This is a genomic window from Pseudomonas sp. JY-Q (assembly GCF_001655295.1).
Classification (GTDB): Bacteria; Pseudomonadota; Gammaproteobacteria; order Pseudomonadales; family Pseudomonadaceae; genus Aquipseudomonas; species Aquipseudomonas alloputida.
The window spans coordinates 1,982,269-2,005,246 of the sequence record NZ_CP011525.1; the positions used below are offsets into that span (position 1 = coordinate 1,982,269).

The 22,978-nt window shown below is 62.9% G+C and carries 19 protein-coding genes; 11 read left to right on the plus strand and 8 right to left on the minus strand.

Annotated elements, in window-relative coordinates:
* Positions 1-95 precede the first annotated feature (95 nt).
* The 8 genes from ppsA to AA098_RS08915 all read left to right on the plus strand — a co-directional run bounded on the left by ppsA (position 96) and on the right by AA098_RS08915 (position 8,300).
* Positions 96-2,471 (plus strand): phosphoenolpyruvate synthase, encoded by a 2,376-nt coding sequence (gene ppsA, locus AA098_RS08880; protein WP_064614086.1) that lies wholly within the window; start codon positions 96-98, stop codon positions 2,469-2,471.
* A 102-nt stretch (positions 2,472-2,573) separates the two neighbouring features.
* Positions 2,574-3,566 carry an alpha/beta fold hydrolase gene (locus tag AA098_RS08885; RefSeq protein WP_014753965.1) on the plus strand — a complete coding sequence of 331 codons (993 nt, stop codon included), beginning with the start codon at positions 2,574-2,576 and terminating at the stop codon, positions 3,564-3,566.
* Positions 3,567-3,772: 206 nt separating this feature from the next.
* Entirely contained in the window at positions 3,773-4,264 is a 492-nt protein-coding gene (gene rraA, locus AA098_RS08890) for a ribonuclease E activity regulator RraA (protein ID WP_003248652.1), read from the plus strand.
* Positions 4,265-4,291: 27 nt separating this feature from the next.
* A complete protein-coding gene (locus AA098_RS08895; RefSeq protein WP_003248655.1) occupies positions 4,292-5,287 on the plus strand; it encodes a zinc transporter ZntB in 996 nt (331 codons plus the stop codon).
* A gap of 87 nt (positions 5,288-5,374) precedes the next feature.
* Positions 5,375-5,647 (plus strand): hypothetical protein, encoded by a 273-nt coding sequence (locus tag AA098_RS08900; protein ID WP_003248657.1) that lies wholly within the window; start codon positions 5,375-5,377, stop codon positions 5,645-5,647.
* Positions 5,648-5,649: 2 nt separating this feature from the next.
* Positions 5,650-6,474 (plus strand): mechanosensitive ion channel domain-containing protein, encoded by an 825-nt coding sequence (locus AA098_RS08905; protein WP_003248659.1) that lies wholly within the window; start codon positions 5,650-5,652, stop codon positions 6,472-6,474.
* 113 nt (positions 6,475-6,587) lie between these two features.
* Positions 6,588-7,154 carry an RNA polymerase sigma factor SigX gene (gene sigX, locus AA098_RS08910; RefSeq protein WP_003248665.1) on the plus strand — a complete coding sequence of 189 codons (567 nt, stop codon included), beginning with the start codon at positions 6,588-6,590 and terminating at the stop codon, positions 7,152-7,154.
* A gap of 111 nt (positions 7,155-7,265) precedes the next feature.
* Positions 7,266-8,300 (plus strand): OmpA family protein, encoded by a 1,035-nt coding sequence (locus tag AA098_RS08915; RefSeq protein ID WP_003248667.1) that lies wholly within the window; start codon positions 7,266-7,268, stop codon positions 8,298-8,300.
* 86 nt (positions 8,301-8,386) lie between these two features.
* On the opposite strand, the gene cobA is transcribed toward AA098_RS08915, so the two are convergent.
* The 5 genes from cobA to AA098_RS08940 all read right to left on the minus strand — a co-directional run bounded on the left by cobA (position 8,387) and on the right by AA098_RS08940 (position 14,032).
* A complete protein-coding gene (cobA, locus tag AA098_RS08920; RefSeq protein WP_003248669.1) occupies positions 8,387-9,127 on the minus strand; it encodes a uroporphyrinogen-III C-methyltransferase in 741 nt (246 codons plus the stop codon).
* Between the two features lie 27 nt (positions 9,128-9,154).
* Positions 9,155-10,825 (minus strand): bifunctional protein-serine/threonine kinase/phosphatase, encoded by a 1,671-nt coding sequence (locus tag AA098_RS08925; RefSeq protein WP_064614088.1) that lies wholly within the window; start codon positions 10,823-10,825, stop codon positions 9,155-9,157.
* A gap of 9 nt (positions 10,826-10,834) precedes the next feature.
* Entirely contained in the window at positions 10,835-12,046 is a 1,212-nt protein-coding gene (locus AA098_RS08930) for a NarK/NasA family nitrate transporter (RefSeq protein WP_064614090.1), read from the minus strand.
* A gap of 184 nt (positions 12,047-12,230) precedes the next feature.
* Complete coding sequence (locus AA098_RS08935; protein WP_003248677.1) at positions 12,231-12,806, minus strand: ANTAR domain-containing response regulator; 576 nt, start codon at positions 12,804-12,806, stop codon at positions 12,231-12,233.
* Between the two features lie 11 nt (positions 12,807-12,817).
* Positions 12,818-14,032 (minus strand): CmpA/NrtA family ABC transporter substrate-binding protein, encoded by a 1,215-nt coding sequence (locus AA098_RS08940; RefSeq protein WP_019752135.1) that lies wholly within the window; start codon positions 14,030-14,032, stop codon positions 12,818-12,820.
* A 137-nt stretch (positions 14,033-14,169) separates the two neighbouring features.
* Between AA098_RS08940 and AA098_RS08945 the strand changes: the two genes are divergently transcribed.
* Entirely contained in the window at positions 14,170-15,192 is a 1,023-nt protein-coding gene (locus AA098_RS08945; RefSeq protein ID WP_004576446.1) for a quinone-dependent dihydroorotate dehydrogenase, read from the plus strand.
* 161 nt (positions 15,193-15,353) lie between these two features.
* Here AA098_RS08945 and rmf read toward each other — a convergent pair whose 3' ends face one another.
* Positions 15,354-15,569, minus strand: coding sequence for a ribosome modulation factor (gene rmf, locus AA098_RS28250; RefSeq protein WP_003248687.1), 216 nt, complete (start codon positions 15,567-15,569; stop codon positions 15,354-15,356).
* Between the two features lie 562 nt (positions 15,570-16,131).
* Here rmf and rlmKL point away from each other — a divergent pair.
* A complete protein-coding gene (gene rlmKL / locus AA098_RS08950) occupies positions 16,132-18,324 on the plus strand; it encodes a bifunctional 23S rRNA (guanine(2069)-N(7))-methyltransferase RlmK/23S rRNA (guanine(2445)-N(2))-methyltransferase RlmL (RefSeq protein ID WP_004576445.1) in 2,193 nt (730 codons plus the stop codon).
* 94 nt (positions 18,325-18,418) lie between these two features.
* Positions 18,419-20,809, plus strand: coding sequence for a GGDEF domain-containing protein (locus tag AA098_RS08955; protein ID WP_060538912.1), 2,391 nt, complete (start codon positions 18,419-18,421; stop codon positions 20,807-20,809).
* 130 nt (positions 20,810-20,939) lie between these two features.
* Here AA098_RS08955 and dacB read toward each other — a convergent pair whose 3' ends face one another.
* Positions 20,940-22,394 carry a D-alanyl-D-alanine carboxypeptidase/D-alanyl-D-alanine-endopeptidase gene (dacB, locus tag AA098_RS08960; protein WP_004576444.1) on the minus strand — a complete coding sequence of 485 codons (1,455 nt, stop codon included), beginning with the start codon at positions 22,392-22,394 and terminating at the stop codon, positions 20,940-20,942.
* A gap of 200 nt (positions 22,395-22,594) precedes the next feature.
* Positions 22,595-22,939 carry a YggL family protein gene (locus AA098_RS08965; RefSeq protein ID WP_003248695.1) on the minus strand — a complete coding sequence of 115 codons (345 nt, stop codon included), beginning with the start codon at positions 22,937-22,939 and terminating at the stop codon, positions 22,595-22,597.
* Positions 22,940-22,978: the final 39 nt, after the last annotated feature.

Below are 22,978 nucleotides of genomic sequence, written 5' to 3' on the forward strand. Positions count from 1 at the left end.
ATTTTCCAGGTACAGGCCACAAACGCCCGGCCAAGTCATAGAAGACAGGCGGGCGCCTTTTGAGCTTTTCCAACACAGTTAGTGGAGAGATCACCTTGGTAGAGTACGTAGTTTCCCTCGATAAGCTCGGCGTCCATGATGTGGAGCATGTGGGGGGCAAGAACGCATCCCTGGGCGAGATGATCAGTAACCTCGCCGGTGCCGGCGTGTCGGTGCCGGGCGGCTTTGCCACTACGGCTCAGGCGTACCGTGACTTTCTCGAGCAGAGTGGGCTGAACGACCGCATTCACGCCGCGCTCGACGCGCTGGACGTTGACGACATCAATGCCCTGACCAAGACCGGCGCGCAGATTCGCCAGTGGGTCATGGAAGCCGAATTCCCTGCGCGTCTGGATTCGGAAATCCGTACGGCCTTCGCCGAAATGGCCGCCGGCAACGACAACATGGCCGTTGCCGTGCGTTCCTCGGCTACCGCTGAAGACCTGCCGGACGCCTCGTTCGCCGGCCAGCAGGAAACCTTCCTCAACATCCGTGGCGTCGATAACGTGATCCGCGCGGCCAAGGAAGTGTTCGCTTCGCTGTTCAACGACCGCGCCATCGCCTACCGCGTGCACCAGGGCTTCGACCACAAGCTGGTGGCCCTGTCTGCCGGCGTGCAGCGCATGGTCCGCTCGGAAACCGGCACTGCCGGGGTGATGTTCACCCTCGACACCGAGTCGGGCTTCCGCGACGTGGTGTTCATCACCGGCGCCTACGGCCTGGGCGAAACCGTGGTGCAGGGTGCAGTCAACCCTGACGAATTCTACGTGCACAAGAACACCCTGCAGGCCGGCCGCCCGGCCATCCTGCGCCGTAACCTGGGCAGCAAGGCGATCAAGATGATCTACGGCGACGAGGCTAAGGCCGGTCGTTCGGTCAAGACCGTCGAAGTCGACCGCGCCGAGCGCGCACGCTTCTGCCTGACCGATGCCGAGGTCAGCGAGCTGGCCAAGCAGGCCATGATCATCGAGCAGCACTACCAGCGCCCGATGGACATCGAGTGGGCCAAGGACGGTGACGACGGCAAGCTGTACATCGTCCAGGCCCGCCCGGAAACGGTGAAGAGCCGTTCCAGCGCCAACGTCATGGAACGCTACCTGCTCAAAGAGAAAGGCACCGTGCTGGTCGAAGGCCGTGCCATTGGCCAGCGTATCGGTGCCGGCAAGGTTCGCGTCATCAACGACGTCTCGGAAATGGACAAGGTCCAGCCGGGTGACGTGCTGGTCTCCGACATGACCGACCCTGACTGGGAACCGGTGATGAAGCGCGCCAGCGCCATCGTCACCAACCGCGGTGGCCGTACCTGCCACGCGGCGATCATCGCCCGTGAGCTGGGTATCCCGGCGGTTGTCGGTTGCGGCAACGCTACCCAGGTGCTGAAAGACGGCCAGGGCGTGACCGTTTCCTGTGCCGAAGGCGACACCGGCTTCATCTTCGAAGGTGAACTGGGCTTCGACATCAAGCAGAACTCGGTCGATGCCATGCCGGAACTGCCGTTCAAGATCATGATGAACGTCGGCAACCCGGACCGCGCCTTCGACTTCGCCCAGCTGCCCAACGCCGGTGTCGGTCTGGCACGCCTGGAGTTCATCATCAACCGCATGATCGGCGTGCACCCCAAGGCACTGCTGAACTATGCGGGCCTGCCTGCCGACCTGAAAGACAGCGTCGACAAGCGCATTGCCGGCTACAACGACCCGGTCGGCTTCTATGTCGAGAAGCTGGTCGAGGGTATCAGCACCCTGGCGGCGGCCTTCTACCCGAAAAAGGTCATCGTGCGCCTGTCGGACTTCAAGTCCAACGAGTACGCCAACCTGATCGGCGGCAAGCTGTACGAGCCGGAAGAAGAAAACCCGATGCTGGGCTTCCGCGGTGCCTCGCGCTACATCAGCGAGTCGTTCCGTGACTGCTTCGAGCTGGAATGCCGTGCGCTGAAGCGCGTGCGCAACGAGATGGGCCTGACCAACGTCGAGATCATGGTGCCGTTCGTGCGCACCTTGGGCGAAGCCAGCCAGGTCGTCGACCTGCTCGCCGAAAACGGCCTGGCCCGTGGCGACAACGGCCTGCGCGTGATCATGATGTGCGAACTGCCGTCCAACGCCATCCTCGCCGAAGAGTTCCTGGAATACTTCGACGGCTTCTCGATCGGCTCCAACGACCTGACCCAGTTGACCCTGGGCCTGGACCGTGACTCGGGCATCATTGCTCACCTGTTCGACGAGCGTAACCCTGCGGTGAAGAAGCTGCTGGCCAACGCCATTGCCGCGTGCAACAAGGCTGGCAAGTACATCGGCATCTGCGGCCAAGGCCCATCGGATCACCCGGACCTGGCCAAGTGGCTGATGGAACAGGGCATCGAAAGCGTGTCGCTGAACCCGGACTCGGTACTCGAAACCTGGTTCTTCCTGGCCGAAGGCCAAGGCGCGGCCTGATGCAGTAAAACGCGGGGGGACGTCTGGCGTCCTCCTGCCTGGTTTTTTCCAGGGCGAGCTCCAGCAATGGACCCCGCCCTTTTTTGTGCACCAAGCAACCTTATGCAAAGCAGCAGCACTCTATTCCCCGTGGCCCTGCTCAGTGCCGAGCGCCGCGGCGATCTCAGCGAAGACGTGTATCGGATCAAGGCCGGTAACGGCCCGGACCCCAGCGTCGAGCTCGCCATCACCCGTCTGGGGCTGGCCGACCAGGTTCAGGCCCAAGGCGTGCCGGTCATTCTCCTGCACGGCAGTTTTTCCAATCGGCGCTTCTGGTATTCGCCCAAAGGGGTTGGCCTGGGCGCCTACCTTGCGCGCGCCGGTTTCGATGTCTGGATCCCGGAAATGCGAGGCCATGGCTTGTCGCCGCGCAACCTTGCCTGGAAGCACAACAGTGTTGCTGCCTACGCCCGTGATGACCTGCCGCTGATCAACGCCTTCGTGCGCGAGCAATCGGGCCAGGCGCCGCACTGGGTGGGCCATTCGCTGGGGGGGACGACATTGGCGGCAGCACTGGGTGGCGGCTTCCTGGAACCTGGGCAAGTCGCCAGTGTGGCGTTGTTCGGTACCCAGATCAGCCGTGTCTATTGGCCATTGAAAGTGCCGCCGCTGGCTTGGGGCGCGAAGCTGGTGCTCAAGCGTTGGGGGCAGATATCCGGGCCACGTTTCAAGCGTGGGCCTGAAGACGAGCCGATAGGCCTCGCCTTGGAGAGCATGCGCTGGCACGGCCTGTTCGGGCGCTTTGGCGACAAGCAGAACGATTGGTGGGCAGGGCTGGCTGAAGTGGATGTACCGCTGCTGGCGGTGGCCGGTGCAGGGGACTTCCAGGACCCGGTGTGGGCCTGTCGCAAGCTGTTCGAGCAGTTGGGCGGCGAGCGCAAGCAGTTCCTGCGGCTGGGTCGTGAAGAAGGTTTCGAGGCCTTTGGGCATGTCGACATGCTGGTGAGCAAGGCCGCGCAGGTGCAGGTGTGGCCGCTGGTGGAGCGCTGGCTGCGCAACCCGCTGCTGCCGGTGCATGCGTCCACTGTCGTTGCGGAACCTGTGCCTGCCAGCTGAGTTTGCTGTACCTGTCATGGTCTCTTCGCGGGTAAACCCGCTCCTACACCTGGATAACGGCGCGTTCCTGCGCAGGAACGGGTCACGCGTGGAAGGCCCGGTGCAGGATGAATACAAATGACTGCCCGGTCCCGGATGACTGCGACAGCCTCCAAGGTGTAGCCTTGGCCGATACCCGCTTTCGTTGTGACTGACAGGAGCTTCCCATGCAGCATTACGTAACGCCCGACCTGTGTGACGCCTACCCGGACCTGGTACAAGTGCTGGAACCGATGTTCAGCAATTTCGGTGGCCGCGATTCGTTCGGTGGCCAGATCGTTACCATCAAGTGTTTCGAGGACAATTCGCTGGTCAAGGAGCAGGTCGAACTCGACGGCAAGGGCAAAGTGCTGGTGGTCGATGGCGGGGGGTCGCTGCGCCGTGCGCTGCTGGGCGACATGCTCGCCGAAAAAGCCGCAAAAAACGGTTGGGAAGGCTTGGTGATCTACGGCTGTGTGCGTGATGTCGACGTGCTGATCCAGACCGACGTTGGCGTGCAGGCCCTGGCCAGCCACCCAATGAAGACTGACAAGCGCGGTATCGGCGATCTCAACGTGGTGGTGACCTTCGCCGGGGTCACCTTCCGCCCGGGCGAATATGTGTATGCCGACAACAATGGCGTGCTGGTCTCGCCGAGCCCGCTGAAAATGCCGGAGTAATGCGCAGCACGCGCTGATGGAGCTTTGATGTTCGAGGAAGACAACGCGCAGTGGGGGCTGGTGCATGCCCTGGTGCTCGATGGCAAAGGCGGCGCGCGTTCTATTGCCCGTACCGAACTGGACGACCTGCAGTTGCAACCGGAGCAGAGCCTGTGGCTCCACTGGGATCGCAGCCATCCGCAAACCCGCTCCTGGCTGCTGCACGACAGCGGCCTGAGCGAGTTCGCCTGCGAGCTGCTGCTGGAAGAAAACACCCGGCCGCGCCTGCTGCCCATGGCGGACGAACAGCTGTTGCTGTTCCTGCGGGGGGTCAACCTCAACCCGGGTGCCGAGCCCGAAGACATGGTTTCGGTGCGCATCTTCGCCGAGGCGCAGCGGGTTATCTCGCTGCGCCTGCGGCCGTTGCGCGCCAGCGATGAAATTCTCCAGTTGCTGGAACAGGGCAGGGGGCCGAAATCGGCCTCGGAACTGTTGTTGTTGATGGGTGAGTTGCTCACCGAAAAGGTCCAGGGCCTGGTCAGCGATCTGGCCGAGCTCGTCGACCTGGAGGAAGAAAAGGTCGAATCCGACGAGCGGTATGCCCCGGAGCAGGGCAGCCTGCAGCAGATTCGCCGCCGTGCCGCTGGCTTGCGCCGCTTTCTCGCCCCGCAACGGGAAATCTACGCGCAGTTGTCGCGCAGCAAATGGAGCTGGTTCGCCAATGCCGACGCCGATTACTGGAATGAACTCAACAACAGCCTGATCCGCTACCTCGAAGAGCTGGAACTGGCCCGCGAACGCGCTGCGCTGGTGCTGGAAAGCGAGGACCGGCGGCGCAGCGAGCGGATGAACCGCACCATGTACCGCTTTGGCATCATCACCTGCATCTTCCTGCCCATGAGCTTTGTCACCGGGCTGCTGGGCATCAATGTCGGCGGCATCCCCGGGGCGGAAAACCCTTTGGGCTTCCTGTTCGCCTGCATCGTCGTGCTGGGGTTGGCCGTGGGGCAGTGGTGGCTGTTCCGGCGGTTGCGATGGGTATAGCGGTGCAATTTGAAACCGTCGTGCCAACAGGATGTGTGACCCGTCGCCCGGCCGTCTCGTCTCTTGCTGACACTGCGCGAGGTGCCCATGCACGATCCGTTTGAAGAATCCCTGCGCGACCTGCTCAAGGCGTCACCCTCCGGCAATGACCGGGACGACCGGGACGACGCCGCATGCCTGGGTCGCGTGCTGAAAACCGCCAACCGCCAGGTTGGCGCGGGTGATCTGTTCAGCCTGCTTGGCCGTTGGAGCCAGGCGCTGCTGATTGCCGTGAACAATGGCTCGGCGCATGTTGCGCCGGTGCGTCGACACTCTTCCCGCAACGCTGCCCCCGGCAGCAAAGCAGATAAGGCCGATTGAATATGGAACTCGATCTCTGGACCCAGAGCCTGGTCACCGCGATGACAGCCCTTTGGACCAAGGTAGCGAACTTCATCCCCAACCTGTTCGGCGCGCTGGTCGTGGTGCTGCTCGGTTTCGTGGTGGCCAAGCTGCTCGACACGCTGCTGTCCAAGCTGTTGGCCAAATTTGGCCTGGACCGCCTGATGGCCGGTACCGGCCTCACCAAAATGCTCGGTCGGGGCGGCATCCAGGTGCCAATCTCGACCCTGATCGGCAAGATCGTCTATTGGTTCGTGCTGCTCATCTTCCTGGTCTCGGCCGCCGAATCGCTGGGCCTGGAGCGGGTTTCGGCAACCCTCGACATGCTCGCCCTGTACTTGCCCAAAGTGTTCGGCGCGGCCCTGGTGCTGCTGGCCGGCGTGCTGCTGGCGCAGGTGGCCAATGGTCTGGTGCGTGGCGCTGCCGAAGGCATCGGCCTGGAATACTCGGCAGGCCTGGGGCGTATCACCCAAGGCCTTGTGATCATCATCAGCATCTCGGTGGCCATCAGCCAGCTGGAAGTGAAAACCGACCTGCTGAACCACGTCATCGTTATCGGGCTGATTACCGTTGGTCTGGCCGTTGCCTTGGCCATGGGCCTTGGCAGTCGCGAAATTGCCGGGCAGATCCTGGCCGGCATCTACGTGCGCGAGCTGTACCAAGTGGGCCAGCAGGTGCGGATTGGAGAGGTCGAAGGGCATATCGAGGAGATCGGTACGGTGAAGACGACGCTGCTGACCGATGATGGCGAACTGGTGTCGCTGTCTAACCGCGAGCTGCTTGAACAGCGCGTCAATAGCCGCTAACCGCACAAAAGCTGTTAATGTATGCCGCCGCGAAATTCGACCCACGGGGTCGCGCGGCGACATTGACCTGACTGTCGGCCAGATCCGTTTTGAATAAAGTTCATTCGCCGCCCATGCGCTATGACCCCCGCGAGCTCACAGACGAAGAGTTGGTGGCGCGTTCGCATGAGGAGCTGTACCACGTTACCCGCGCCTATGAAGAGCTCATGCGGCGCTACCAACGGACCCTGTTCAACGTCTGTGCGCGTTATCTGGGGAACGACCGTGACGCGGACGATGTCTGTCAGGAAGTGATGCTAAAAGTGCTGTACGGGCTGAAAAACTTCGAGGGTAAGTCGAAGTTCAAGACCTGGCTCTACAGCATCACCTACAACGAGTGCATTACCCAGTACCGCAAGGAGCGCCGCAAACGTCGGTTGATGGATGCCTTGAGTCTGGACCCTGTTGAAGAGGCGTCCGAGGACAAGGCTCCAAAGCCGGAAGAAAAAGGCGGGCTGGACAAGTGGCTGGTGCATGTGAACCCGATTGACCGGGAAATTCTGGTGCTGCGTTTTGTCGCAGAGCTGGAATTTCAGGAAATTGCCGACATCATGCACATGGGCCTGAGCGCGACGAAAATGCGTTACAAGCGCGCGCTAGACAAGCTTCGGGAGAAATTTGCCGGCCTTGATGAAACTTAGGGGCGTGCAAATATCTCTAACGAACCGGCGAGTTCTGCTAGACTCGCCGTCGAGTTGTCCCTCTTGTTTGTGGTGGGACTGCTTAACTATCACCAGATGGGGATTTAACGGATGAAATTGAAAAACACCTTGGGCTTGGCCATTGGTTCGCTTGTAGCCGCCACTTCGATTGGCGCTATGGCACAAGGTCAAGGCGCCGTCGAGACTGAAATCTTCTACAAGAAAGAATTCTTCGACAGCCAGCGCGACTTCAAGAACGACGGTAACCTGTTCGGCGGCTCGATCGGTTACTTCCTGACCGACGACGTTGAGCTGCGTCTGGGCTACGACGAAGTGCACAACGCTCGTGGCGAAGACGGCAAGAACATCAAGGGCTCGAACACCGCCCTGGACGCCGTTTACCACTTCAACAACCCGTACGACGCCATCCGTCCGTACGTTTCCGCTGGTTTCTCGCACCAGTCGCTGGGCCAGACCGGCCGTGGCGGTCGTGACCACTCCACCTTCGCCAACGTTGGCGCTGGCGCCAAGTGGTACATCACCGACATGTTCTATGCCCGTGCCGGCGTAGAAGCTCAGTACAACATCGACCAGGGCGACACCGAGTGGGCCCCGAGCGTTGGTGTTGGCCTGAACTTCGGCGGTAGCCCGAAGCAAGCTGAAGCTGCTCCTGCTCCAGTTGCTGAAGTCTGCTCCGACTCCGACAACGACGGCGTGTGCGACAACGTCGACAAGTGCCCAGACACCCCGGCCAACGTTACCGTTGACGCCGACGGCTGCCCGGCTGTTGCCGAAGTCGTTCGCGTTGAGCTGGACGTCAAGTTCGACTTCGACAAGTCGGTCGTCAAGCCTAACAGCTACGGCGACATCAAAAACCTGGCTGACTTCATGAAGCAGTACCCACAAACCACCACCGTGGTTGAAGGTCACACTGACTCCGTGGGTCCAGACGCTTACAACCAGAAGCTGTCCGAGCGTCGTGCCAACGCTGTCAAGCAAGTGCTGACCCAGCAGTACGGCGTAGAATCCAGCCGTGTTGACTCGGTTGGCTACGGCGAAACCCGTCCGGTTGCTGACAACGCCACCGAAGAAGGCCGTGCTATCAACCGTCGCGTTGAAGCTCAGGTAGAAGCCCAGGCCAAGTAATTGGTTTGAAGCTTCATGAAAAACCCGGCCTCGGCCGGGTTTTTCTTTGCCTGGGGTTTAACCGGCCTCGAAGGCTGTTCCTGCTGTTAGCCTGCGATTGCGATCCGCCCCACAGCCTGTTGCTCTCCCACCACCTCTCCAATCACCAGGATTGCCGGGCTACGCAAGCCAAACGCCCGCGCAGCTTCCACCATTCCCTGCACATCGCTTCTGCACTCCCGCTGCTGCGGCAGCGAGGCGTTTTCGATCATCGCCACCGGCATTCCCGGCGCCATACCCCCCGCCAGCAATCCCTGGCGCACCTGTTCCAGCCGCGCCACCCCCATGTAGACCACCAGTGTTGTCCCGCCCTGAGCCAAGGCTGCCCAGTTCAGCTCGCTATCGTCCTGGGTGTGCGCCGTCACCAGCGTCACCCCTCGGCTCACGCCCCGTGAAGTCAGGGGGATCCCGCACTGCGTGGCCCCGGCCAGGCCGGCGGTGATGCCATTGATCACCTCCACTTCGATGCCATGGCCCTGCAGCCACAGTGCCTCCTCACCGCCACGGCCGAAGATGCAAGGGTCGCCGCCCTTGAGCCGCACCACGCAACGGCCCTGTCGCGCGTGGCGCAGCATCAGGCGCTGAATGAACGCTTGCGGTGTAGAGCGGCAGCCGCCGCGCTTGCCCACGGTCATTACCCGGGCCTGCGGGCAATGCTCGAGCACTGCCGGGTTGACGAGGTCGTCGACCATGACCACGGCGGCTTGCTGCAACGCACGCACGGCCTTGAGGGTGAGCAGTTCAGGGTCACCAGGGCCGGCACCGACCAGCCATACTTTTGCATTCATCAGGGTTTCCTCATCGGCAAGGTGCGTTCAGCCCTTGAGCAGGGTGAACAGCAGTATCAAATTGATCAGCAACGACAACAGGGCCAGGGTGCGCCACACCTTCAGCGGCTCGCGCTCCAGCAGCGGCCGGGGTCGACTGGGCAGTTCCTGGCGGTCGCCGCGCTCGAGCAGCAGCAACCAGTGTTCGGCGGTTTCGAAGCGCTGCGCCGGGTCGCTCGCCACGGCCTGCAGCAGGTTGTGCTGCAGCCATTCCGGCAGGTCGGGTCGGTAGCGCGCGGCGTTGACCGGCTGGCCGAAGCGCGGGCGCTGAAAGGCCTCTACCTCGCCGTACGGGTAATGTCCGGTCAGCAGGTGGTACAGGGTCACGCCCACTGCATACAAGTCCTGACGCGGGCTGGGCGGGTGGCCTTCGAATGCTTCCGGGGCGATGTACGAGGGTGTGCCGGGCAGCTCGTGCAGCGGGTCTTCGGACAGGCCCGGGCAATAAGCCAGGCCGAAGTCCAGCAGGCGCAGCTGGCCATCACGGCCCAGGTGCAGGTTGTCTGGCTTGATATCGCGGTGCAGCAAGTTGTGCCGATGCAGCACACCGACTGCCTGTAGCAGTTGCCGGGCGACTTCCAGCCATTGCGGCAAGGGCAGCGGGCCTTGTTCGGCCAGCAACGCCGCCAGGTTTTGGCCCGGATATTCGCGCATCACGTAGTACAGGTGCTGACGCTGACTGGCGGTGTGTAGCTCGGGGAAGTGCCGGCCGGCGATGCGGCGCAGAAACCACTCTTCCAGCAACAGCCCTTGTGCCGCCCCCGGTTCCTGTTCGCGTGCCGGGGGCAGGGTCTTGAGCAGCCAAGGCTGGTTCTGGCTATCGCGCACTTTGTACAGCAAGGACTGGCGGCTGTGCGCATGCAGTGTTTCGACCTGCCAGCCGTCGATCACCTGGCCTTCGCGCAGCGGGCCGGGCACTGGCCATTGTTGCAGTTGCGCCAGGGTATCGCCCAGGTTGGCCGTGCCCAGTTGATCGACTTGCACCAGCAAGGCGCTGGCGTTGTCCTTGCTGCCGTTGAGGTGCGCACTGGCCACCAGGGTGTCGGCGGCCAGTTGCAGGTCAGTTTGCTCGCGCAGCACGGCCTGGATGTGCTGTTCGCCCAGGCTGGCCCAGACCCCGTCGCTGAGCAGCAGGAAGCATTCACCCGGTTGCAGCTCGCCTTCCAGGTAATCCACCAGCAGGTGCTGGTCCAGGCCCAATGCCCGTTTCAGTACATGCTGCATGCCCGGTTGGTCCCAGACATGGTCTTCGCTCAGGCATTGCAGCGTCCCTCCGTGCCAGCGGTACACCCGGCAGTCGCCTACATGGGCCAGGGTAAAGCGTCGGCCGCGCAACACCAACGCGCTAAGCGTGGTCAACAACGGCTGGCCGCTGCCCTGGGCGCGCAACCAGCGGTTTTGCGCCAGCAGCAGACGGTCGAGGGCCTGGGCCACGCTCCAGGTGGCCGGCGTGGCGTAGTAATCCAGGGCCAGTGCCTGCAGGCTGGCGCGTGCCGCCAGGCCGCCGTCGGCACATTGGCTGACGCCGTCGGCCAGGGCGAACAGGTAGCCTTTGCTGGCGGCCAGTTCTGGTGCCGGTGTCACCAGGCGCAGGGCGTCCTGGTTTTCCGCGCGCGGCCCGGTGGCGCTGGCCTGGGCAAAGCTCAGTTGCAGGCTCATCGGCGTGCCTCAGACCCGCGCTGCAGTGACTGCAGTCGAGCCCCAGGTGGTGCGCCAGCGCTGTTTCACCCCGTGCAGGCCGAACCAGGCCAGCAGGCCCAGGCTGGCGAACAGCCACAGCCCCAGTTGGTAGTCGCCAGTGTGCTGCTTGATGGTGCCAAGCCCGGCCGCCAGCAGGAAGCCGCCGATGCCACCGGCCATGCCGATCAGACCGGTCATTACCCCGATTTCTTGGCGGAAGCGTTGGGGCACCAGTTGGAACACGGCGCCATTGCCGGCACCCAGGCCGAGCATGGCGCTGACGAACAGCGCCAGTGCGGCCGCGGCAGAGGGCAGGTTGAAGCCGACGGCGGCAATGCAGATGGCGGCGACGCCGTACATGCCCAGCAGGGTGCGGATGCCGCCAAAACGGTCAGCCAGGGCGCCGCCAAGCGGGCGCATCAGGCTGCCGGCGAACACGCAAGCGGCGGTGTAGTAGCCGGCGGTGACCGGGCTCAGGCCGTATTGGTCACTGAAGTAGCCGGGCAGGGCACTGGCCAGGCCGATGAAACCGCCGAAGGTAACGCTGTAGAAAAACATGAACCACCAGCTGTCACGGTCGCCCAGTGCCTTGAGGTAGTCGGCCATGGCTTTCGGCTTGGGCCGTTGCGGGGCATTGCGCGCCAACAGGGCGAACACCACCAGCGCCAGTGACAGCGGGATCAGCGCAAAGCCGAACACATTGTCCCAGCCAAAGCCCGCTGCCAGTGCCGGTGCCAGCAGGGCCGCGAACACCGTGCCGGAGTTGCCGGCGCCGGCGATGCCCATGGCCTTGCCCTGGTGCTGTGGCGGGTACCACTGTGAGGCCAGCGGCAGCGAGACGGCGAAGGACGCACCGGCAAAGCCCAGGAACACGCCGAGCAGCAGGGCCTGTTCATAGCTGTGTACGCCAAGGTACCAGGCTGCGGCCAGGGCGACGATGACCACCACCTGGCCGATCAGGCCAGCCGTCTTGGGCGACAGGCGGTCGACCAGAACGCCCATGGCAAAGCGCAGGATCGCCCCGGCCAGGATCGGCGTGGCCACCATCAGGCCCCGTTGTTGTGCGCTAAGTTGCAGGTCGGCAGCAATCTGCACCGCCAACGGGCCCAACAGATACCAGACCATGAAGCTGAGGTCGAAATACAGAAATGCGGCGAACAGCGTGGGCACATGCCCGGATTTCCAGAAGCTGGTACTCATCGAACACCTCACTCGGTAGTACAACGGAACGAAAAAAACGCCGCTACCCGCTCCACGGGCGTGGAGGGGAGAGCGACGTCTTTGTCGGGATTCAAGTGGGGTAACCGCCGTTGGCTACCGGTGAGTTTTGTTGAGCAAGAGATGGGCCAACTTCTGGTGGGGCTGGCTTGAGATTTTCAGCGCATCAGCCGAGCATCTCATGCATGGCAATGATCTGTTCGGCCACCTGGATCAGCTTCTGCTGCCGGCTCATGGCCTGGCGACGCATCAGGGTATAGGCCTGCTCTTCGTTGCAGTCCTTCATCTTCATCAGCAAACCCTTGGCTTGCTCGATGCGCTTGCGTTCGGCCAGTTGCTGGTCGCGCGCCAGCAGCTGCGCCTTCAGTGCCTGGTCGCTCTCGAAGCGGGCCATGGCCACGTCCAGGATCGGCTGCAGCCGCGCAGCATGGATACCCTCGACGATGTAGGCGCTGACCCCGGCCTGGATCGCCTGACGCATCATCCCGGGGTCGTGCTCGTCGGTGAACAACACGATGGGCCGCGGCTGGTCACGGCTCACCAGCACTACCTGTTCCATCACATCGCGGTCTGGTGAGTCGGTATCGATCAATACCACGTCGGGGCGCACCGTTTCGACGCAGGCGGGTAGGTCGATGGTCAGGTCTGGGGCTTCGATGATCTCGAAGCCGGCCTCACTCAACGCCGCCCTGAGGCGGCCGAGCTTGCTCTGGGTGTCGTCGATCAGCAGGATGCGCAGCATGTTCGTCCCCCTCACGCGCCGACACGGGCATCGGGCAAGTCACCCAAGGCATGCAAGCTGAAACTGCGGGCATAGCCGAAGGGGTCGCTGCCATCCCAGCGGGAGCCATCGATCAGCAGGCTGCTGCGCATCGGTTGGCCTGGGCAAGCGATGCCCAGGCTGTGTGCGGCCTCGCTGTACAACTGCAGTTGCTGGACTTGCCGGGCCACGCCGAGGTAGTCGGGGTCTTCGCGCAGCAGGCCCCAGCGGCGGAACTGGGTCATGAACCACATACCGTCGGACAGGTAGGGCAGGTTGGCCCGGCCTTGGTCGAACAGGCGCAGGGCATGTGGGTCTTGCCATTGGTTGCCCAGGCCATCCTCATAGTGGCCGAGCAGGCGGGGGGCTATGCTGTCCAGCGGGGTGTCCAGATAGGCACTTGCGCTGAGCAGTTGCGCGGTGCTGCGGCGGTTTTCCGGGCTTTGCTCGATGAACCGGCTGGCGGTGAGGATCGCCTTGATCAGCGCACGGGCGCTGTTGGGGTATTGCTCGGCAAAGACGCGGGCGCAGGCCAGGACCTTTTCCGGGTGATCCGGCCAGATCGACTGGCTGGTGGCCAGGGTGAAGCCTTGGCCTTTGGCCACCGCGTCGGCGGCCCAGGGCTCACCAACGCAGAAGCCGTCAATGCGCCCGGCCTGGAGGTGTGCAGCCATCTGCGCCGGTGGCACCACGACGCTGTCGACGTCGCGCAGCGGGTGGATGCCCTGGCTGGCCAGCCAGTAATACAACCACATGGCGTGGGTGCCGGTGGGGAAGGTCTGGGCGAACGTCAGGCGTGCGCCATGCTGGTGCACCAGGCGCGCCAGCGCCTCAGGGTTGGTCACGCCCTTGCGCTGCAAGGCAGGGGACAGGTTGATAGCCTGGGCGTTCTGGTTCAGGCCCATGAGCACGGCCATGTCGCTGGCGGGTACGCCGCCAATGCCCAGATGCACGGCGTAGACCAGGCCATACAGGCAATGCGCGGCGTCCAGCTCGCCGCTGACCAGCTTGTCGCGCAGCCCGGCCCACGAGCCCTGGCGCTTGAGGTTGAGGGTAAGGCCGTGCTGCTGGGCGAAGCCCTGGGTGGCGGCGACCACGACCGAGGCGCAGTCGGTCAGGGCCATGTAGCCGATGTTCAGGCTGGTTTTTTCCGGCGCGTCGCTGCCGTTGACCCAGGCCAGGGGCGTTGCTCGGGGTACAGTGTTCACAAGAGTCCTCGCCCTTACTGATAAGGCTGTGGGCTGAACAGGTGCAACCGATGTGCCAAGCGCTCCACGATTTGCTGTCCTGCCAGCCCCACGCTGGCTATAATCGCCCCCTCACTCACCCTGAGCCTTGCCCGCCCATGTATACCCTGGCCCGCCAGCTGCTGTTCAAGCTTTCCCCGGAAACTTCCCACGACCTGTCCCTGGACCTGATCGGCGCCGGTGGCCGTATGGGCCTCAACGGCATGCTGTGCAAGCAACCGGCGTCATTGCCGGTTTCGGTCATGGGCTTGAACTTCGCCAACCCGGTGGGGCTGGCAGCTGGCCTGGACAAGAACGGCGCGGCCATCGACGGCTTCGCCCAGCTGGGCTTCGGCTTTGTCGAAATCGGCACTGTCACCCCGCGTCCGCAGCCAGGCAACCCCAAGCCACGGTTGTTCCGCCTGCCGGAAGCCACGGCCATCATCAACCGCATGGGCTTCAACAACCTGGGCGTTGATCACCTGCTGGGGCGCGTACGCGCCTCGCGCTACAAGGGGGTGCTGGGCATCAACATCGGCAAGAACTTCGATACCCCGGTCGAACGTGCCGTCGATGACTACCTGATCTGCCTGGACAAGGTCTACACCGCCGCCAGCTACATCACGGTCAATGTCAGCTCGCCCAACACCCCGGGCCTGCGCAGCCTGCAGTTCGGCGACTCGCTCAAGCAGTTGCTCGATGCCCTGGCCGAGCGACGCGAGCAACTGGCCGGTACACATGGCAAGCGCGTGCCCCTGGCAATCAAGATCGCACCGGACATGAGCGACGAAGAAACGGCGCTGGTGGCCGCCGCGCTGATGGCGTCGGGCATGGATGCGGTGATCGCCACCAACACCACGCTGGGGCGTGAAGGTGTCGAAGCACTGCCGTACGGTGGTGAGGCGGGCGGCCTGTCGGGCGCACCGGTGCGGGAGAAGAGCACTCATATCGTCAAGGTGCTGGCAGGTGAGCTGGGCGGCAAGTTGCCGATCATTGCCGCCGGTGGCATTACCGAAGGCCGCCATGCTGCCGAGAAGATCGCGGCCGGGGCGAGCCTGGTGCAGATCTACTCGGGCTTCATTTACAAAGGGCCGGCGCTGATTCGCGAAGCGGTGGATGCTATCGCGGCAATGCCGCGGTGACCTGACGGGCCGGTTCGCGGGCAAGCCCGCTCTTGCAGGGATAGTGGGTACAGCTTATGAGGTTTGCCAAGGCATAAAAAAGGGCCCCTTCAAGGGGCCCCTGGGCCTTCGCCCGCCGCCCGGATGGGGCGTGCATGGTAAATCGAATTCAGTGTCCTCGTTCAGCCAACGGCGTGATTTTCGTTGAGTCTATGGATGCCAGCGGTGCCAGTCATTCCGTCCCAGTTATCACCGCGACCTTCACGCCAGCCGTTGATCCAGGCTTGGCGAACAGAAGGAAGATTGAAGGGGCAAAGTTCGCGGGATTTGCCGGTAACCCCGTATTGGTAGCCACGTGAATATGCTCTTTCCAACGGATCACGCTTAAGTCTTCTCATAGGGTGTTGCCCTCACTTGTTGACTGTAATGTCCCGTCGGCCTCTCCGAGGCCGGGCAGAGTCGTTCTGCCGGTTTGCGCTCGCTGCCGGCGTGGCGAGCTGAAAGTGCCGCCTCGTTGCGAAGCGGCCTGAGACCAGTTCTATCGAATGCGAGTCACGGTGTGAATGATCGATTTGTCATAAGCACGTAACCTTTCCAAGGGTGAGGGGATAAGTAAATAAATGCGACTCAACCTTGTTTGGTGTTTAGCCCTGCAATGATCGGGGTTTGCCGTTCTTTGACGTCATTTCGCCAGCGTTGTTTGCGGATGACAGAAATAATTTGAAATGCGACGAAGGGTCACATTGGCCCGCAGATCGCCAGAATTACGCGTACTGCCTGATGATCTAAGCTGTCTTTGCCACTGGGCCAAGCACGGATCGGTCAGGCGGCCCGGCTTTTCTGCAGCACGTTGTGTGCCGCAGAGGGCCACCCGCACGCCTGCTGGAAAGGTGTACGGGCAAACATCGCGGGGCGATGCGTCGCCCCGTCAGTCAAATAGCCCAAGGCGCTGGAATACTCATGTCGGACCGTTTCGAACTTTACCTCACCTGTCCCAAAGGCCTTGAAAGCCTGCTCGCCGAAGAGGCCAAGGGCCTCGGCCTTGACGAGGTGCGCGAGCACACCTCGGCCATTCGCGGCGCCGCCGACATGGAAACTGCTTACCGCCTGTGTGTCTGGTCACGTCTGGCCAACCGCGTATTGCTGGTGCTCAAGCGCTTCTCGATGAAGAACGCCGACGACCTTTACGACGGTGTGCACGCGGTCGACTGGGCTGACCACCTGGCAGCCGACGGCACCCTGGCTGTGGAGTTCAGCGGCCATGGCTCAGGCATCGACAATACCCACTTCGGTGCGCTGAAGGTCAAGGATGCGATCGTCGACAAGCTGCGTAACCGCGAAGGCCTGCGCCCGTCAGTGGAAAAGATCGACCCTGACGTGCGTGTGCACCTGCGCCTGGACCGCGGCGAGGCCATTTTGTCCCTCGACCTGTCCGGGCACAGCCTGCACCAGCGTGGCTACCGCCTGCAGCAAGGCGCCGCGCCGCTGAAGGAAAACCTGGCGGCAGCGGTGCTGATCCGTGCTGGCTGGCCGCGTATTGCTGCCGAAGGTGGTGCGCTGGCCGACCCGATGTGCGGTGTGGGTACCTTCCTGGTCGAGGCCGCGATGATCGCCGCCGATATCGCCCCCAACCTCAAGCGCGAACGCTGGGGCTTCAGTGCCTGGCTCGGCCATGTGCCGGCGCTGTGGCGCAAGGTGCATGACGAAGCGCAGGCGCGCGCGCAGGCCGGCCTGGCCAAGCCACCGCTGTGGATCCGTGGCTACGAGGCTGACCCGCGACTGATCCAGCCGGGCCGCAACAACGTCGAGCGTGCCGGCTTGGGCGACTGGGTGAAGATCTACCAAGGCGAAGTCAGTACCTTCGAGCCACGCCCGGACCAGAACCAGAAAGGCCTGGTCATCAGCAACCCGCCCTACGGTGAGCGTCTGGGTGACGAAGCCAGCCTGCTGTACCTCTACCAGAATCTGGGCGAGCGCCTGCGCCAGGCCTGCATGGGCTGGGAAGCAGCGGTATTCACTGGTGCGCCGCAACTGGGCAAGCGCATGGGCATTCGTAGCCACAAGCAGTACGCGTTCTGGAACGGCGCATTGCCATGCAAGCTGCTGCTGTTCAAGGTGCAGCCTGACCAGTTCGTCACCGGTGAACGCCGCGAAGCGCAGCCTGAAGGCACCGAGGCCCGCCAGCAGGTGCCGCAGGCCAGCGAGCCCGCGCGGCTGTCGGAAGGGGCGCAGATGTTTGCCAACCGCCTGCAGAAGAACCTCAAGCAACTGGGCAAGTGGGCCCGTCGCGAGCAGGTCGACTGCTATCGCCTGTACGATGCCGACATGCCTGAATATGCCCTGGCGGTCGACCTGTACCAGGACTGGGTACACGTGCAGGAATACGCCGCGCCACGTTCGGTCGACCCGGACAAGGCTCAGGCGCGTCTGCTCGATGCACTGGCGGCCATCCCGCAGGCGTTGGGCATTTCGCCGCAGCGTGTAGTGCTCAAACGTCGCGAGCGGCAAAGCGGCACGCGCCAGTACGAACGTCAGGCTACCGAGGGCCGCTTCCAGGAAGTGAACGAAGGTGGCGTCAAGCTGCTGGTCAACCTCACCGACTACCTGGATACCGGGCTGTTCCTCGACCACCGCCCGATGCGTATGCGCATCCAGCGCGAGGCTGCCGGCAAGCGCTTCCTCAACCTGTTCTGCTACACCGCCACGGCCACCGTGCACGCGGCCAAGGGCGGTGCGCGCAGCACCACCAGCGTCGACCTGTCGAAAACCTACCTGGACTGGGCGCGGCGTAACCTGGCACTCAATGGCTATTCCGAGCGCAACCGCCTGGAGCAAAGCGATGTAATGGCGTGGCTGGAAGGCAACCGTGACAGCTACGACCTGATCTTCATCGACCCGCCAACCTTCTCCAACTCCAAGCGCATGGAAGGTGTATTCGACGTGCAGCGTGACCATGTTCAGCTGTTGGACCTGGCCATGGCCCGTCTGGCGCCGGGTGGTGTGCTGTATTTCTCCAACAACTTCCGCAAGTTCCAGCTGGACGAGCACCTGATGGCGCGTTACGTGGTGGAAGAAATCAGCGCCCAGACCCTGGACCCGGACTTCGCCCGTAATAACCGTATCCATCGCGCCTGGCGTTTGCAGCTTCGTTGAGGCGACGAGGTACATTGCACGGCTAATGGCCAATAGCTATAACTGAGGGCAGGGCAAGATAATCCGCAGGACGCTGACGTGACGAGATGGGTGTATGTCAAAGTGTGGCGTGCGTGCGCGGTTGCTTGGCTTGTGCACAGAGAGGGCGTCCGCCTGGGCGATGGCGCTGATTGCACTGGTGGCGGGCGGCTTGTTGACCGCCGCCTTGGCATTTGCCGCGCACACCTTCTACAAACAGCAACTGCGCCAGCGCTTCGAGCTGCTGGCCAGCGAGCGCGCCAGCCGTATTGCCGAGCGCTTTGACGAACAGCAGCAGCGCCTGGACGGGCTGCGGCGGTTTTTCAGCTTTTCCAACGACATCAGCCCGCGCGAATTTGACGGCTATGCCCGGCCACTGCTACAGCGCACCCTGGCCTATGCCTGGGCGCCGCGCGTCGAGGCTGCGCAACGCGCCGAATTCGAGCGCCTGGCCAGTGACCATACCGGCCCAGGCTATGTGATCCGGGACAAGGACGCGCAAGGCCAGTGGCGCCCGGCGTCGCAGCGCGATCATTACTTCCCGGTACTCTATACCCAATCGGGCGAACTGCCCGGGTTGCCCTACGGCCTGGACCTCGCTGGCCGAAGCGAGCCTCAGGCGGCCTTGGCGCGGGCGTTGGGGCCAGGCAGCATGGCGGTGTCCGAGCCATTGGCCCTGTTCGATACCCACTCGGCAGAGCGCGGCCTGTTGATGGTCGCGCCGGTATTTTCCGATGCCGACCCCCGCGGTGCTGCAGCGGGTTATGTGGTGGCCTTGCTGAGCATGCGCGAGCTGGTCAGCGACGGTCGGCCGGTAGCGACTGATGACAACCTTGTCGTGCGCATCACGGACCCGTCTGGGTTACAAGGCCCCGTCGTGATGTTCGATTCGCAAAATCAGGTCGCGCCCTTGGCCCTGGCCAGCAATCAGTTGTTGCGCCTGGCCGATCACTATTTCCAGCTGAGCATTCAGCCGAGCCAGGCGTTCGTGCAGGCGAACCGCTCCTCGGCAGTGCTGGCGGTCGGTTTGTTGGGCGGACTGTTGAGCCTGTTGCTCAGCGTGCTGCTCTACAGCCTGTTGAGCCAGCGTCAGCGCGCCCTGGCCTTGGTCGCTCAGCGTACGGCCGAGTTGCAGGTCAGCGAGCAGTCGTTGCGTGGCACCCACAACCAACTGCGCAGTGTGCTGGATGCCGCGACCCAGGTGGCGATCATCGCCACCAACCTCAAGGGGGTGGTCAGCACGTTCAACGCCGGTGCCGAACGCATGCTCGGTTACGCGGCCAGCGAAGCGATCGGCCGCTTGCGCCTTGAAGACCTGGTGCTGCCGGAGGAGCTCAACCTGCGTGCCCATGCCTTGAGCTTGCGTTTTGGCCGCGCCATTGCTGGGGGCCAGGCGATGTTCGCTGAAACGGTACAGGAACACGGGGCCGAGCCTGGCGAGTGGACCTTGCTACGGGCTGATGGCAGCCAGCTGGTCGCCAACATGCTAGTGACTGCCATGCTCGACGAACAGGGGTTGTGGGTTGGCTACCTGGCCATCTGCATTGACGTGACCGAGCGGCGCCGGGTGCATGAGGCGTTGGCAGCGCGTGACCGGTTGCTGGAAAAGCTCAGTGCCGAGGTGCCGGGCGGCATCTACCAATATCGCCTGGATGCCAACGGCCATTCGTGTTTTCCATATGCCAGCATGGGCCTGTATGACATTTATGAGGTCGACCTCATGCAATTACGTGAGGATGCCTCGGGGGTGTTCGAACGTATCCACCCCGATGACCTGGAGCGCGTGCGCCGCTCGGTGCGCTATTCAGCCGAACACCTGTCACCCTGGCGCGAGGAGTATCGGGTCTGCCTGCCCCGGGCCGGACTGCGCTGGGTGCGTGGCGAGGCGACCCCGGAAGTGGGCGAGCAGGGCTGCACGCTGTGGCATGGCTACCTGACTGACATCTCCGACCTGAAGGGCGTGGAGGAAGAGTTGCGGGCGCTGTCGGTCACAGACTCCCTGACCGGTATCCATAATCGTCGCTACTTCCAGGAGCGGCTCAAGATCGAACTGGAACGGGCCCAGCGCGATGGCTTGGCGCTGGCGGTGATCATGCTCGACATCGATCACTTCAAGCGCATCAACGACCGCTTCGGCCATGCCGTCGGCGACCGGGTGCTGCGTAGCCTGTGCCAGCGCATCGGTCAGCGTTTACGGCGTACCGATGTGTTTTGCCGCTTGGGCGGGGAAGAGTTCATGGTGCTTTGCCCGGGCAGCGATGTCGATCAGGCGCGGTTGCTGGCGCTGGAGTTGTGGCAAGGGGTGCGCAATGTGCCGGTGGAAGGCGTGGGCCAGGTGACTGCAAGCTTTGGGGTGGCGGGTTGGCGGTCGGGCGAAGGCGCTGATGCCTTGCTGTTGCGCGCCGACGCCGGCGTGTATGCGGCCAAACAGGCCGGGCGGGACCGGGTGGAGGGGGAGTCGGCCTAAGCGCTGTCGGTTGCCGGTACCGAGCCTTTCGCGGCGAAAACCGCTCCTACAGGTTGCACAGGTTTGGTAAGCCGTGCTCACCCCTGTAGGAGCGGGTTCACCCGCGAAAAGGCCAATACAGGCTAACCAATCAATTAGCTGCTGTACTGCCAGCCAGCTTCGGCTGGCGATACAGGTCAAGCAACACCTGATCCAGCACCTGCGAGGCACCCCACGGTTTAGGGTCGTTGAGAATCGCTGCCACTGCCCAGGTATGGCCGTTGCTGTCGCGACTGAAGCCGGCAATCGCCCGCACAGTGTTCAGTGTGCCGGTCTTGATGTGCCCTTCACCGGTCATCGCGGTGCGCTTGAGACGCTTGCGCATCGTGCCGTCCATGCCCACCAGCGGCATCGAGCTCATGAATTCGGCAGCGTAAGGGCTCTTCCAGGCGGCTTTCAGCATCTCGGCCATTTCCCGGGTACTGACCCGTTCGGCACGCGACAGGCCAGAGCCGTTTTCCATCACCAGATGCGGCGCAGTAATACCTTTTTTCGCCAGCCATTGGCGTACCACGCGCTGGGCAGCACGGGCGTCGTCACCATCGGCATCGGTGCGGAACTGCGCGCCAAGGCTCAGGAACAGCTGCTGGGCCATGGTGTTGTTGCTGTACTTGTTGATGTCGCGGATCACTTCCACCAGGTCTGGCGAGAAGGCGCGGGCCAGCAGGCGAGCACTCTTGGGCACATTCTCGATGCGGTCGCCACCCTGGATGTTGCCACCCAGTTCGTTCCAGATTGCGCGCACGGCACCGGCGGCGTAGGTGGAATGGTCGAGCAGCGACAAGTAGGTTTGCGAGTTGCAGCCGTCACCCAGTTGGCCGCTGACCGTGACACTGATGCCGTCGGCCTGGGGCACCGGGTTGTAGCGCACATCACCGGTGCATTTCTTTGAGGCTACCGGCTTGACCTGGTTGTCGATACGGATACTGGCAATCGGCGGCTCGACTGCGACGGTGACTTTGCCACCATCATTGCGCGCCACGAAGCGCAGGGCCTTGAGGTTGACCAGCAGCGAGTCGGGCTTGACCAGGAACGGCTTGTTATCATCGCCGCCGTCGTCGTTGAACTGCGGCAGGTTGGGCTGCACGAAATGGCTGCGGTCCAGCACCAGGTCACCGGTGACGGTGCGCACGCCATTGGCGCGCAGGTCACGCATCAGCAGCCACAGCTTTTCCATGTTCAGTTTGGGGTCACCGCCACCTTTAAGGTACAGGTTACCGTTAAGCACACCGTTGCTCAGGGTGCCGTCGGTGTAGAACTCGGTTTTCCACTGAAAGGTCGGGCCAAGCAGTTCGAGGGCAGCGTAGGTCGTGACCAGTTTCATGGTCGAGGCCGGGTTCACCGACACATCGGCATTGAACACGGTCGGGGTGCCGGGGCCATCCAGCGGCAGCATCACCAGCGACAGCGCTGTGTCCTGCAGCTTGTTGGCCTTGAGCGCCTGCTGCACTTTGGCAGGCAGGGTGGTATTGACGGCGGCGTGGCTGGGCAAGGCAAGTGGCAACAGCAGGCCGGCAAGAACGAGGGGACGAAGCGTTTTGATCATAGTGAGTGAATACCCTGCGGCGAGGGAAAAGGGCTTTGGGGCTGTAAGAGATGATGGCCCCACGACGTAAACACTACGCATTATGCCCCAAGCGCAGCCACGATGCGTCACGTTCGACGGAAAAGCATCGCCAATAAAAAGGCCACCCGAATGGGGTGGCCTTTTCAGCAATCAACCTTTCAGCTCGAAGCTGACAAGTATCACTCAGCCTTGTTGATAGGCTTTTCCGGGTACCAGGCATCCAGCAGCGGGCTGACTTCGATTTTGGTCAGTTCGCTGCGGCCTTTGAGCCAGGCTTCAACGGCAGCGCGCTGTTCTTCGCTGACCGAGCCGCGTTTGACCGAGCACACCAGGCCGAAATCGTCACCGCCTACATAATCCAGGCCGTTGGCGTCCATGGCTTCTTCCAGGAACGCGTCGAGGAAAGCATCGATTGCCTGGTCATCCAGATCTTCCTTGAATTCCAGGTTCAGCTCGAAGCCCAATTCCTGAAACTCGTCGACACACAGCTTCTTGCGCAGACGACGGGAGCGGTTTGTGGCCATGAAACAATCCTCTTAGGTAATAACGCCGCGCAGTCTACC